Origin of the sequence: Streptomyces pseudogriseolus (genome assembly GCA_002154585.1) — a bacterium.
GTDB classification, from domain to species: Bacteria; Actinomycetota; Actinomycetes; order Streptomycetales; family Streptomycetaceae; genus Streptomyces; species Streptomyces pseudogriseolus.
The window spans coordinates 1-12,515 of the sequence record MUNG01000187.1 but is presented as its reverse complement, the minus strand read 5'-3'; the positions used below and the strand labels follow the sequence as shown (position 1 = coordinate 12,515).

At 74.3% G+C, this 12,515-nt stretch carries 12 protein-coding genes; 10 read left to right on the top strand and 2 right to left on the bottom strand.

The genetic code is table 11. The features are described from left to right. The 3 genes from CCN29_RS17780 to CCN29_RS17770 form a co-directional block, all read left to right on the top strand. A partial coding sequence (locus CCN29_RS17780; protein WP_086683035.1) for an aminotransferase class III-fold pyridoxal phosphate-dependent enzyme occupies positions 1 to 876 on the top strand: 876 nt, incomplete at its 5' end. A gap of 1 nt (position 877) precedes the next feature. Beyond that, on the top strand, positions 878 to 1,606 hold the full coding sequence (bioD, locus tag CCN29_RS17775; RefSeq protein WP_031016381.1) for a dethiobiotin synthase: 729 nt from the start codon (positions 878 to 880) through the stop codon (positions 1,604 to 1,606). A 56-nt stretch (positions 1,607 to 1,662) separates the two neighbouring features. Next, entirely contained in the window at positions 1,663 to 2,364 is a 702-nt protein-coding gene (locus CCN29_RS17770) for a class I SAM-dependent methyltransferase (RefSeq protein WP_006135240.1), read from the top strand. 37 nt (positions 2,365 to 2,401) lie between these two features. On the opposite strand, the gene CCN29_RS17765 is transcribed toward CCN29_RS17770, so the two are convergent. Further along, positions 2,402 to 2,776: a hypothetical protein gene (locus CCN29_RS17765; protein WP_006135241.1), complete on the bottom strand. Its 375-nt coding sequence runs from the start codon at positions 2,774 to 2,776 to the stop codon at positions 2,402 to 2,404. A 3-nt stretch (positions 2,777 to 2,779) separates the two neighbouring features. Beyond that, positions 2,780 to 3,019 carry a hypothetical protein gene (locus CCN29_RS17760; RefSeq protein WP_006135242.1) on the bottom strand — a complete coding sequence of 80 codons (240 nt, stop codon included), beginning with the start codon at positions 3,017 to 3,019 and terminating at the stop codon, positions 2,780 to 2,782. Positions 3,020 to 3,194: 175 nt separating this feature from the next. Here CCN29_RS17760 and CCN29_RS17755 point away from each other — a divergent pair, with 175 nt between their 5' ends. From CCN29_RS17755 to purB, 7 genes are all read left to right on the top strand, one after another. Continuing rightward, a complete protein-coding gene (locus CCN29_RS17755; RefSeq protein ID WP_086683032.1) occupies positions 3,195 to 4,049 on the top strand; it encodes an ABC transporter ATP-binding protein in 855 nt (284 codons plus the stop codon). A 4-nt stretch (positions 4,050 to 4,053) separates the two neighbouring features. Then, positions 4,054 to 6,621 (top strand): ABC transporter permease, encoded by a 2,568-nt coding sequence (locus CCN29_RS17750; RefSeq protein ID WP_086683029.1) that lies wholly within the window; start codon positions 4,054 to 4,056, stop codon positions 6,619 to 6,621. Positions 6,622 to 7,216: 595 nt separating this feature from the next. Beyond that, on the top strand, positions 7,217 to 7,654 hold the full coding sequence (locus CCN29_RS17745; protein ID WP_006135245.1) for a GNAT family N-acetyltransferase: 438 nt from the start codon (positions 7,217 to 7,219) through the stop codon (positions 7,652 to 7,654). Positions 7,655 to 7,814: 160 nt separating this feature from the next. Then, the gene (locus tag CCN29_RS17740; RefSeq protein ID WP_006135246.1) at positions 7,815 to 9,197 is read left to right on the top strand and encodes a hemolysin family protein; all 1,383 of its coding nucleotides are present in this window, start codon (positions 7,815 to 7,817) and stop codon (positions 9,195 to 9,197) included. Continuing rightward, complete coding sequence (locus CCN29_RS17735) at positions 9,194 to 10,207, top strand: hemolysin family protein (RefSeq protein WP_031016379.1); 1,014 nt, start codon at positions 9,194 to 9,196, stop codon at positions 10,205 to 10,207. The genes CCN29_RS17740 and CCN29_RS17735 overlap by 4 nt, the downstream gene beginning before the upstream one ends. Before the next feature lie 149 nt (positions 10,208 to 10,356). After that, positions 10,357 to 11,148 (top strand): SGNH/GDSL hydrolase family protein, encoded by a 792-nt coding sequence (locus tag CCN29_RS17730; protein ID WP_006135248.1) that lies wholly within the window; start codon positions 10,357 to 10,359, stop codon positions 11,146 to 11,148. 73 nt (positions 11,149 to 11,221) lie between these two features. Then, the coding region (gene purB, locus CCN29_RS17725; protein ID WP_086683026.1) for an adenylosuccinate lyase at positions 11,222 to 12,515 on the top strand (1,294 nt) is incomplete at its 3' end.

Genomic DNA, 12,515 nt, shown 5'->3' with positions numbered 1-12,515 from the left:
GGCCGCCCGGAGAAGCGCAGGCTGCTGACCTGGCGGGGCGGCTACCACGGCGACACCTGGCACCCGATGTCGGTGTGCGACCCGGAGGGCGGGATGCACGACCTGTGGTCCGGGGTGCTGCCGCGCCAGGTCTTCGCCGACGCCCCGCCCGGCCCGTACGAGGAGGCGTACGCGGACCATCTGCGGGAGCTGATCGGGCGGCACGCCCATGAACTGGCCGCGGTGATCGTGGAGCCGGTGGTGCAGGGCGCGGGCGGGATGCGGTTCCACTCCCCCGCGTATCTGCGGGTGCTGCGGGAGGCGTGCGACGCGCACGACGTGCTGCTGGTGTTCGACGAGATCGCGACCGGGTTCGGGCGCACGGGCGCGCTGTTCGCGGCGGAGCACGCGGCCGTGTCGCCGGACGTGATGTGCGTGGGCAAGGCCCTGACCGGCGGCTATCTCACGATGGCGGCGACGCTGTGCACCTCGCGCGTGGCCGAGGGCATCTCACGCGGCGAGGTGCCGGTGCTGGCGCACGGCCCGACCTTCATGGGCAACCCCCTGGCGGCGGCCGTGGCCTGCGCCTCCGTGGAGCTGCTGCTCGGGCAGGACTGGCGCGCGGAGGTCAAGCGCGTCGAGTCCGGGCTGCGGGACGGGCTGGCCGAGGCCGCCGACCTGCCCGGCGTGCGGGACGTACGGGTGCTGGGCGCGATCGGCGTCGTCCAGCTCGACCACGACGTCGACATGGCCGCGGCCACGGCGGCCGCGGTGCGGGAGGGCGTCTGGCTGCGGCCGTTCCGCGACCTGGTGTACACGATGCCGCCGTACGTAACAGGTGACGCGGACGTCGCGCGGATCGCCCGCGCGGTGTGCGCGGCGGCGAAGGAGGGATGACATGCCGGTGCTGGTGGTGACGGGCACGAACACCGAGGTCGGCAAGACGGTGGTGACGGCCGCGGTCGCCGCGACGGCGCTGGCCGGCGGCCGGTCGGTGGCGGTGCTCAAGGCCGCGCAGACGGGTGTCGGCCCGGACGAGCCCGGGGACGCCGCGGAGGTCGCGCGGCTCGCCGGGGCGGTCACGACCGACGAACTGGCCCGCTACCCCGAGCCGCTGGCCCCGGCCACGGCGGCCCGCCGGGCCGGGCGGGCGCCCGTGCATCCGCACGAGATCGCCGAACGGGCCGCCAAGCTGGCCACCGAGCACGACCTGGTGCTGGTGGAGGGCGCGGGCGGCCTGCTGGTCCGGTTCGACGCCGCGGGCGGGACGCTGGCGGACGCGGCGGGCCTGCTGCGCGCGCCGGTCCTGGTGGTGGCGTCCGCGGGGCTCGGCACCCTCAACGCCACGGAGCTGACGGTGCGGGAGCTGCGCGGGCGGGGCCTCGACCCGGCGGGGGTGGTGATCGGCAGCTGGCCGGAGCGCCCGGGGCTCGCGGACCGCTGCAACCTGCTGGACCTGCCGGACGTCACCGGGGCGCCGCTGCTGGGCGCGGTACCCGAGGGCGCGGGACGCCTGGACCCGCCCGCCTTCCGGGCCGCCGCCCCGCACTGGCTGGCGCCCAGGCTGGAGGGCGTCTGGGACGCCGAGGCCTTCCACACGCGCGAGGCGCCGGCCCGCGCGCGGTGATTCGCCGGGCGGGCCGGCGGGGAGAATCGCCGTAGGCCCGACCCGGGGAGGTCCCCATGCAGTTGCGGTCCCCCCGCTCCGCGCAGACGGTGCGGGATCCCGTCCACCACCCGGTCTTCGCCCGCTGGTACGCCCGCTTCAGCGTCGCCGCCGAGAGCCGCGCGGGGATGGCGGACGTACGGCGCGGACTGCTCCGCGGTCTGTCCGGGCGGGTGATCGAGATCGGCGCGGGCAACGGCCTGAACTTCGCCCACTACCCGGGCACGGTCTCCGAGGTGGTCGCCATGGAGCCGGAGCGGGCGCTGCGCGCGCTGGCCGTGGAGGCGGCGCTGCGGGCGGACGTGCCGGTGGACGTGGCGCCGGGGGTGGCGGAGGCGCTGCCGGTGAAGAGCGAGGCGTTCGACGCGGCGGTGCTGTCGCTGGTGCTGTGCAGCGTGCGGGACGTGCCGCGGGCGCTCGCGGAGGTGCGGCGGGTGCTGCGGCCCGGCGGTGAGCTGCGGTTCTTCGAGCACGGCGCGGGCGGCGGACGCGTCATGCACGCCACGCAGCGGGCGCTGGACCGGACGCTGTGGCCGCCGCTGGCGGGCGGCTGCCATCTGTCCCGGGACCCGGTCGCGGCGCTGCGGGAGGCGGGCTTCGAGCTGGGCCCCTACCGGCGCATGACGATCCCCGAGAACGGGCCCGCGCTGCCGCAGTCGTTCTGCGTCATCGGCACCGCGTGGCGGCCCGTCGGGGACGCGGGCGCCGACGGCGGGTGATCAGGCGCGTCGGGCGCTATCCGGCGTGTCACAGGGGTCAGGCGCACCAGCGGCGCAGTTCGGCCGCGATGGTGTCGACGTCCGCGTCGCCCGTCTTGACCAGGCGGGCCAGGTCGCGCACCTGCTCGGGCGAGATGACGACCTTCAGGCCGCTGGCGACCAGGTAGGCGTACGCGACGGCGGAGGCGAACAGCGCGTTGGAGCGCTCCAGCGCGGGGACGTGGATCAGCAGCTGGAGCAGCGCGGCGGCACGGCTGTGCGGGGTGTCGTAGACGGGGACGTCGAATATCTCGGCGTCGTGCCGGGCGACGGCGGCGATCAGGGCGCCCCAGTCGGTGACCTGAGGGTCGCCGGGGGTCTGCTGCTCGGCGAGCATGAGCAGCCAGGCGAGGTCGATGCGTACGTGGTCCAAGGGTCAGCGGCGGCCTTCTCGCGTGCCCTCGGTGTCCCTGCCGAACTCCTCGGCGAAGACGCTCTCGTACTGCTTCATGAAGTCGGCGGCGGCCTCGACGAAGGCGCGCCCGGCCTCGCCGGTGTCCTGCCGGACGAGTTCCTCGATGTAGCGGTTGACGCTGATGCCTCGCGCCAGGGCACGCTCCCGGGCCGCGCGGGCGGTGCCCTCGTCCACGCGCACGTTCAGCTGAGTCTTCGCCATACGTCGAAGCTAGCGCCGGGACGCTAGCAGCGGCAAGCGAACGGCTCCGCGGGCTTATGTGTCCCTTACATCGACCTCCGGGACCCGGCACTCACGGGGGATGTTCCGGACGGACCGGTACGCCTTACCCTCGGCGCGACATGCTCGACCCGGCTGTTCACCGGAGGAGGCGGCCTTGTCCACACCCGCTGCGGAGCACGCCCCCGGCCTCGCGCCGGCCGACGGGACCGCGGCCCGCGCCCGCGGACTGACCAAGGCGTACGGCTCGGGCGAGACCGCGGTGATCGCCCTGGACGCGGTGGACGTGGACATCACGCGCGGGCGCTTCACCGCGGTGATGGGTCCCTCGGGGTCCGGCAAGTCCACGCTGATGCACTGTCTGGCCGGGCTCGACACCGTCTCCGCCGGTCAGGTGTGGCTCGGCGACACGGAGATCACCGGGCTTAAGGACCGTGAACTGACGCGGCTGCGGCGGGACCGGATCGGTTTCATGTTCCAGTCGTTCAACCTCATCCCCACGCTGAACGCCCGCGAGAACATCACCCTGCCCATGGACATCGCCGGGCGGAAACCCGACGAGGCGTGGCTGGACCAGGTGATCGACACGCTGGGCCTGCGGGACCGGCTGAAGCACCGGCCCGCGCAGCTGTCCGGCGGCCAGCAGCAGCGGGTGGCCTGCGCGCGGGCCCTGGCCTCCCGGCCGGAACTGATCTTCGCCGACGAACCGACCGGCAACCTCGACTCCCGGGCCGGCCTCGAGGTGCTGGGCTTCCTGCGGGAAGCGGTGGACCGGCTGGACCAGACGGTGGTCATGGTCACCCACGACCCCGGCGCCGCCGCCCACTCCGACCTGGTCCTGTTCCTGGCGGACGGCCGCATCGTCGACGAGACGCACCGCCCTACGGCGGAGTCGGTCCTGGAACGCATGAAACGGTTCGACGTCGCCCGCGCGACACCTCGGGGAACGGGGCGCCGGGACGGGGAGGCGGGCGGTACGCCGGGCGGCGGGGTCGGCGGCGGGGAGGGCTGACGTCGTGTTGAAGGCGACCCTGCGGAGCTTCCTCGCGCACAAGGGGCGGCTGTTGCTGTCCGCCCTCGCCGTCGTGCTGTCCGTCGCGTTCGTCGCGGGCAGTCTGATCTTCTCCGACACCGTAAGCCGTACGTTCGACCGGCTGTTCGCCTCCAGTTCCGCCGATGTGACGGTGCAGCCGCGGGAGGATCTGGAGGCCGCGGTGCCGACCGGGGCCGTGGCCACGGTGCCCGCCGGGCTCGCCCGGCGGCTCGGCGGCGTGGAGGGCGTGGCGTCGGCCCACCCGGACGTCGAGGTGGAGAACGTCACCGTCGTCGACGACCGCAACGAGTCGGTGGGCCCGACCACCGGCGCCCCGACCCTGGCCGTGGACTGGCACGTCACCGAGCGCAGCGTGGTCGAGCTGACCTCCGGCCGCACCCCGCGCGGGGACGGCGAGGCCGTGCTGGACGCGGACACCGCGGACGCCAAGGGCGTGGAGATCGGCGACACGCTGACGGTGCAGGCGCAGCCCGGTTCGTTCGACGTCGAGGTGGTCGGGATCGCCACCTTCACCACCACCAACCCGGGCGCGGCCCTGGTGTTCCTGGAGCCCGAGGTGGCGGCCACCCGGCTGCTCGGCTCGGCGGACCGGGCCACCAGCGTCTCCGTCGAGGCGGCGCCGGGCGTGCCCGACGCGGAGCTGAAGCGCCGGATCACCGCGGAACTCGGCGCCGCGGGCTACACGATCCGGACGGCGGACGAAACGGCCGAGACGGCCTCCGAGGAACTGGGCGCGTTCCTGGACGTCATCAAGTACGCGATGCTGGGATTCGCCGGGATCGCCGTGCTCGTCGGCGTGTTCCTGATCGTCAACACGTTCTCGATGCTGATCGCGCAGCGCACCCGCGAGCTGGGGCTGCTGCGGGCGCTGGGCGCGGACCGGCGGCAGGTACGGCGGTCGGTGCTCACCGAGGCGGTGCTGCTGGGTCTGGCCGGGTCGACGGTGGGTCTGGCGGCCGGGGTGGGGCTGGCGTTCGGGCTGATCGGGCTGATGAGCGCGTTCGGCATGAATCTGAAAACGACCGAGATGGTCGTCGGCTGGGCCACGCCCGTCTCCGCGTACGTCGTGGGCGTGGGCGTCACCTTCGTCGCCGCGTACCTCCCGGCCCGGCGCGCCGCGTCCGTGTCCCCGATGGCCGCGCTGGCCGACGCGGAGGTGGCCGGCGTGGGCCGGCCGCTGCGGGCCCGCGCGGTGGCCGGAGGCGTGATCGGCGCACTCGGCGCGGCGGCGCTGTTGGGCTGCGTCCTGTCCGGGGAGACGGCGACGGCGGCGTCCCTGCTGGGGCTCGGGGTGGTGCTCACCCTGGTCGCGACCGTCGTCGCGGGCCCGCTGCTGGTGCGGCCGGTGATCCGGGTGCTGGGCGCGGCGTTCCCCGCGGTGTTCGGAGCGGTGGGCCGGATGAGCCAGCGCAACGCCCTGCGCAACCCGCGCCGTACCGGGGCGACGGCCGCCGCGCTGATGGTGGGGCTGGCCCTGGTGGGCGGTCTGTCGGTGGCCAGCGCGTCGATGTCCCGGTCCTTCGACGAGCAGATCGACAAGACGCTGGGCGCGGACTTCGTGATCCAGAACGCCAACTTCATGCCGTTCCCGGCGGAGATCACCGACCGGGTGCGGGACACCGAGGGCGTGGGCCTGGTCGTACGGCAGCGGTTCGCGCCGGTGGCGGTACGGCTGCCGGACGGCGAACGGATCGAGACCACCGCCGCGGGGTACGACGACGGCGTCGACGACGTCGCCCGGGTGACGTACGCCGAGGGCGGCACGGCCGCCGCGCTGGCCGACGGCGGCATCGCCATGGACGCGGGGTTCGCCGCCGAGCACGGCGTGCGCTTGGGCGACCGGGTGCCGCTCGAGTTCCCCGGCTCACGCCGCGCCGAGTTCACGGTGGCCGCCCTCACCGACATGGCGGGCGGCGAGGGCTTCGCGATGCGCGGCGGGCTGTTCCTCGGCATCGCGGCCGTGGAGGAGTACGTGCCGGGCGGCCAGGACTCGACGCTGTACGTCAACGCGGCGGCCGGGACCTCCCCGGACGAGCTGCGCGACCGGCTGGAGGCGGCGCTCGACCCGTACCCGCAGGTGCAGGCGCGGGACCAGGCCGACTACAAGGACCTGGTGCACGACCAGATCGCCGTGCTGCTGTACCTGGTGTACGCCCTGCTGGGTCTGGCGATCGTCATCGCGGTGCTGGGCGTGGTCAACACCCTGGCGCTGTCGGTGGTGGAGCGCACCCGGGAGATCGGCCTGCTGCGGGCGATCGGCCTGGGCCGGCGGCAGCTGCGGCGCATGATCCGGCTGGAGTCGGTGGTGATCGCGGTGTTCGGGGCGGTGCTGGGACTCGGGCTGGGGCTGGTGTGGGGCGTGTGCATCCAGCAGGTACTGGCCCTGGAGGGCATGACGGCGTTCGCCGTCCCGTGGGGCACGGTCGTGGCGGTGGTCGTCGGATCGGCGGCGGTGGGCGTGGCGGCGGCCCTGCTGCCCGCGCTGCGGGCGTCACGGATGAACGTGCTGGAGGCGATCGCCCACGAATGAGAACGGCGACGCCGGCGAGCCGCCCCGCGACCGAGCGGCCCACGGGCCGGCCGGCCCGGCGGTAAGCCACCGACTGAGTCGACCTGCCGGTGGGCTGGCCCGCGACTGAGCCGACCTGCCGGTGAGCCGACGGGCCGGCCCGCTGGTGAGCTGGCCCCGTCGGTAAGCGTCCCCGGTGGGCCGTCCTCGGGGGGCAGCCCGGCACTAAGGCATCCCGCCGGTGCGCCGCCCCGCGAGTGGGCCGGCCCTCCAGTCGCCGCCACCCCCACGAATGGGCCATCCCGTCGGCGGGCCTGCCTGCTGGCCGGCGCGTGACGCGTCCCAGCGGTCAGCCGCCCCGGCAGGGAGCCGTCCCGGGGCGGAGCCGTCCCAGCGGGGAGCCGTCCCGGGGCCGGAGCCGACCGGGCAGGGAGCCGTCCCGGGGCCGGAGCCGTCCCGGCAGGGAGCCGTCTCCGGGAGTGGGCCGTGCCCGCGATTGGGGCGGCGCCGCCGGGCGGTACTTCCGGGGGTGGACCGGACCGCGTGTGGGACGGCCCCTGGTCCGCATCGTGGAATTGCGGGATCACCGCCCCGCGGCCGTGCTGGTATCGGCCCCATGAGTGAACTCCACAGCGAACTGCGGACCCGCGCCGCGGGGTCCGGCGATCTCGATGCCGTGCTGGCCTTCTGGAAGACGTCCGCCGAGGGCGCCGGCATCAGTGACGACCGGGACGGCGTGGAGCGGCTGGTCGCGCGCGACCCCGAGGCGCTGATCCTCGCCGAGCGCGGCGGTGAGCTGGTCGGTACGGTGATCGCGGGCTTCGACGGCTGGCGGTGCCATCTGTACCGCCTGGCGGTGCACCCGGACCACCGCCGCCAGGGCATCGCCACGGCGCTGCTGGCCGCCGCCGAGGAGCGGTTCGTGGCGCTCGGCGGGCGCCGCGCGGACGCGATGGTGCTCCAGCGCAACGAGACCGCCCATCATGCCTGGGGCGCGGCGGGGTATGCGCCGGAGGAGCGCTGGCGGCGCTGGGTGAAGCCCCTGACCGGGTGATCCGCGGGCCCGCCGGCCGACCTTGGTCCGTCCTCCACCCGGTGAGGGCCGTCCGGCCCTCCGCGAAAGGTCGTGTCACCGCCCGTGGCCCCGCCTCCGGTTGCCGCCGACACCGCGCGTACGGCCCCGCCGTGCCCGACGATGGGACGGAGGTGACCCGATGACCGAAGTGCTCCTCCTGCTGGCGGCGATCGCGCTGTCGCTCCTGTGCGGGGCGTTCGTGGCGGCCGAGTTCTCCCTCACCACGGTCGAGCGGGCCGAGCTGGAGCGGGCGGTGGAGCGCGGCGAGCGGGGGGCCGCCGGCGCGCTCAAGGCCGTACGCAGTCTGACCTTCCAGCTCTCCGGGGCCCAGCTCGGCATCACCGTCACCAATCTGGTGGTCGGCATGCTCGCGGAGCCGTCGATCGCCGCGCTGATCAGAGGGCCGCTGCGGGACCTCGGCGCCTCGGACTCGCTGGCGCGGTCGCTGGCGCTGGTGATCGGCACGGGCCTGTCGACGGTGTTCCTGATGGTGGTCGGCGAGCTGGTGCCGAAGAACTGGGCGATCTCCGCACCGCTGGCGGTCGCCCGACGGGTGGGCAACGCCCAGCGCTTCTTCAGCGCCGCGTTCCGCCCGTTCATCACCCATCTGAACAACTCGGCCAACCGGATGGTGCGCCGGATCGGGCTGGAGCCGGCCGAGGAGCTGGAGTCCGCGCGCAGCCCGCAGGAGCTGGCGGCGCTGGCCCGGCACTCCGCCAAGGAGGGCGCCCTGGAGCCGGACACGGCGGAGCTGTTCGTCCGCACGCTGAACCTCGCCGACCTGACGGCGGAGAACGTGATGACGCCCCGCGTCCAGGTGATCGCCCTGGAGGAGAGCGCGACCTGCGAGGACGTCGCCAACGTGACCCGCGCGACCGGGCTGTCCCGGTTCCCGGTGTACCGGGAGACGCTGGACCGGGTGGTCGGCACCGCGCATGTGAAGGACGTGCTCGCGCTGCCCGCCGGGCGCCGCCCCGAGGTGCCCGTGGCGGAGCTGATGCGCGAGCCGCTGCTGGTGCCGGGGTCGCTGACCGTCGACCGGCTGCTGGACCGGCTGTCGGGCCGCCGCACCATGGCGGTGGTCATCGACGAGTACGGCGGCACGGCAGGGGTGGCCACCCTGGAGGACATCGTGGAGGAGGTCGTCGGCGAGGTCCGCGACGAGCACGACCCGCACGAGACGCCCGACCTGGCCCGGGCCGGAGCCGACGAGGAGGGCCGCACGCTGTTCTCCGCCGACGGCTCCGCGCGCCTGGACCAGCTGGCCCGGGTCGGGCTGCGCGCCCCGGAGGGGCCGTACGAGACGCTGGCCGGGCTGGTGGCCGCCGAGCTGGGCCGGATACCGGAGAACGGGGACGCCGTCGAGGTGGCCGGCTGGCGGCTGGAGGTCGCGGACGCCTCGGGCCGCCGCGCGGCGCGCGTACTGCTGCGGGCGCCCCTCGACGACGGCGCACGCGACGACGACAAGCGGGACGACGGCAGGTCCGCGTCCGCCGACACCGAACCGGGGGCCCGCCGATGACCGCCGTACAGCTGCTGATCGGCCTGGCCACCCTGGTCGCCAACGCCTTCTTCGTCGGCGCGGAGTTCGCCCTGATCTCCGTGCGCCGCAGTCAGATCGAGCCGTACGCCGAGGAGGGCGACCGGCGCGCCAAGCGGGTGCTGTGGGGGCTCGAGCACGTGTCCGCGCTGCTCGCGGCGGCGCAGCTGGGCATCACGCTGTGCACCCTGGTCCTCGGCATCGTCGCCGAGCCGGCCATCGCCCATCTGCTGGAGCCGGTGTTCCACGCGGTGGGCGTTCCCGAGGGCGCCGGGCACGCGGTGTCGTTCGTGATCGCGCTGGCCCTGGCCACGTATCTGCACATGCTGCTCGGCGAGATGGTGCCGAAGAACATCGCGCTGGCCGAACCGGTGCGCAGCGCACTGCTGCTGGGCCCGCCGCTGGTGGCGCTGTCCCGCGCGCTGCGCCCGGTGATCTTCACGATCAACGCCTTCGCCAACACGCTGCTGCGGCTGCTGCGGGTGGAGACGCGGGACGAGGTGGCCGCGTCCTTCTCGGACGCGGAGCTGGCGCAGATCGTGAAGGACTCCGGCGAGGCGGGCCTGATCGACGAGCGGGCCCGTGAGCGGCTGCACGACGCGCTGGAGCTGGGTCGGCGCCCGGTGCGGGACGTGGTGCTGCCGCTGGAGCGGGTGGTCTACGCGCGCGTGGGCGTCACACCGGAGGAGCTGGAGGGGCTGTCGGCGCAGTCGGGTTTCTCCCGGTTCCCGGTGGTGGACGAGCAGCGCCGGATCGTGGGCTATCTGCACGTCAAGGACGCCTTGGACGCCTCAGCGCGGGACACGCCGTTCCGGCTGCGGGACATGCGGTCGATCGCGCGGATCCGGGAGAGCACGCCGATGGACGACGTGCTCACCGCGATGCGGCGCAGCCGTACGCATCTGGCGGCCGTGCTCGGCTCGGACGGGCGGCTGGCGGGGCTGGTGACGATGGAGGACGTGCTGCGGGAGCTGTTCGGGCAGCGGGCCTGAGCGGCTCCTTCCCCGGAGGGAAGGCCGGAGGGACCCGGAGGGAAGGCCGGAGGGATGCCCGGAGGGACCCGGAGGGAAGGCCGGAGGGATGCCCGGAGGGACGGTGACCGACCGGCGGGTATGTGCCAGGGGCTACCATTTACGTCGCCATGCAGACGAACCCCGCCTCCAGCGCCCCCGCGTACACCAGCCTCGTCGCTCTGGGCGACTCCTTCACCGAAGGCATGTCGGACCGGCTCCCCGACGGCAGCTACCGCGGCTGGGCCGACCTGCTCGCCGCCCGGATGGCGGCCGTCACGCCCGGCTTCCGGTACGCCAATCTGGCGGTGCGCGGCAAGCTGATCCAGCAGATCGTCGACGAGCAGGTGGACCGGGCGGCGGCCATGGGGGCCGACGTGATCACCCTGGTCGGCGGCCTGAACGACACCCTGCGCCCCAAATGCGACATGAACCGGGTGCGGGACCTGCTCACCGAGGCCGTGGAGCGGCTGGCCCCGCACTGCGAGCAGCTGGTGCTGATGCGCAGCCCGGGCCGCCAGGGACCGGTCCTGGAGCGCTTCCGCCCGCGGATGGAGGCGCTGTTCGCCTGCGTCGACGAGCTCGCCGCCCGGCACGGCGCGCTGGTGGTCGACCTGTACGGGGCGCCCGCGCTCGGCGACCCCCGGCTGTGGGACGTGGACCGGCTGCACCTGACCGGGGAGGGACACCGCAGGGTCGCCGAGGCGGTCTGGCAGGCGCTCGGCCACGAGGCCGAGGACCCCGAGTGGCACCTCCCCCCGGAGGCCACGCTGCCGCCGCACTGGGCGGCGCGGCGCGTCGAGGACGTCCGGTTCGCGCGCCGGCACCTGCTGCCGTGGATCGGCCGCCGGCTCACCGGCCGCTCCTCGGGCGACGGTCTGCCGCCCAAGCGTCCCGAGCTGCTGCCGTTCGAGACGGCGTGACCGTCCGTTCGTACGTTCCTCCAGGTCACCCCGTGGCGCGGGCCTGCACGAATCGCCAGTAGAATCCCTGTACGTGACTGCTGCGCCCGCCAAGCCCCGTATCCCGAACGTCCTCGCCGGACGCTACGCCTCCGCCGAGCTCGCCACGCTCTGGTCGCCCGAGCAGAAGGTGAGGCTCGAGCGGCAGCTCTGGCTCGCCGTACTGCGGGCGCAGAAGGATCTCGGGATCGAGGTGCCCGACACGGCGATCGCCGACTACGAGCGGGTCCTCGCCACCGTGGACCTGGCGTCGATCGCCGAGCGCGAGAAGGTCACCCGGCACGACGTGAAGGCGCGGATCGAGGAGTTCAACGACCTCGCCGGGCACGAGCACGTGCACAAGGGCATGACCTCCCGCGACCTCACCGAGAACGTCGAGCAGCTGCAGATCCGGCTCTCGCTGGAGCTGATGCGCGACCGCACGGTGGCCGTGCTGGCGCGCCTGGGCAAGCTGGCCGGGGAGTACGGCGAGCTGGTGATGGCCGGCCGCTCGCACAACGTGGCCGCGCAGGCCACCACCCTCGGCAAGCGGTTCGCGACCGCCGCCGACGAGCTGCTGGTGGCGTACGGGCGGCTCGAGGAGCTGCTGGGCCGCTACCCGCTGCGCGGCATCAAGGGCCCGGTCGGCACGGCGCAGGACATGCTGGACCTGCTCGGCGGGGACGCCGCCAAGCTGGCCGAGCTGGAGAACCGGATCGCCGGCCACCTGGGCTTCTCCCAGGCGTTCACGTCCGTCGGCCAGGTCTACCCGCGCTCCCTGGACTACGAGGTCGTCACCGCGCTGGTGCAGCTGGCCGCCGCGCCGTCCTCGCTGGCGAAGACGATCCGGCTGATGGCCGGGCACGAGCTGGTCACCGAGGGCTTCAAGCCGGGCCAGGTCGGCTCGTCCGCGATGCCGCACAAGATGAACACGCGCTCCTGCGAGCGGGTCAACGGCCTGATGGTGATCCTGCGCGGCTACGCCTCGATGACGGGCGAGCTGGCGGGCGACCAGTGGAACGAGGGCGACGTGTCCTGCTCGGTGGTGCGCCGGGTCGCGCTGCCGGACGCGTTCTTCGCGCTGGACGGGCTGCTGGAGACGTTCCTGACGGTGCTCGACGAGTTCGGCGCCTTCCCGGCGGTCGTCGCCCGGGAGCTGGACCGCTACCTGCCGTTCCTCGCCACCACCAAGGTGCTGATGGGCGCGGTCCGCGCGGGTGTCGGCCGCGAGGTCGCGCACGAGGCGATCAAGGAGAACGCCGTCGCCACCGCGCTCGCCATGCGGGAGCAGGGCGCCGAGCGCAACGACCTGCTCGACAAGCTCGCCGCCGACGAGCGGCTGCCGCTCG

Bases quoted from the DNA above. Each gene is read 5' to 3' on its own strand.
- bioD (WP_031016381.1), top strand. From the start codon at position 878: ATGCCGGTGCTGGTGGTGACGGGCACGAACACCGAGGTCGGCAAGACG.
- CCN29_RS17770 (WP_006135240.1), top strand. From the start codon at position 1,663: ATGCAGTTGCGGTCCCCCCGCTCCGCGCAGACGGTGCGGGATCCCGTC.
- CCN29_RS17760 (WP_006135242.1), bottom strand. From the start codon at position 3,019: ATGGCGAAGACTCAGCTGAACGTGCGCGTGGACGAGGGCACCGCCCGC.
- CCN29_RS17745 (WP_006135245.1), top strand. From the start codon at position 7,217: ATGAGTGAACTCCACAGCGAACTGCGGACCCGCGCCGCGGGGTCCGGC.
- CCN29_RS17740 (WP_006135246.1), top strand. From the start codon at position 7,815: ATGACCGAAGTGCTCCTCCTGCTGGCGGCGATCGCGCTGTCGCTCCTG.
- CCN29_RS17735 (WP_031016379.1), top strand. From the start codon at position 9,194: ATGACCGCCGTACAGCTGCTGATCGGCCTGGCCACCCTGGTCGCCAAC.
- CCN29_RS17730 (WP_006135248.1), top strand. From the start codon at position 10,357: ATGCAGACGAACCCCGCCTCCAGCGCCCCCGCGTACACCAGCCTCGTC.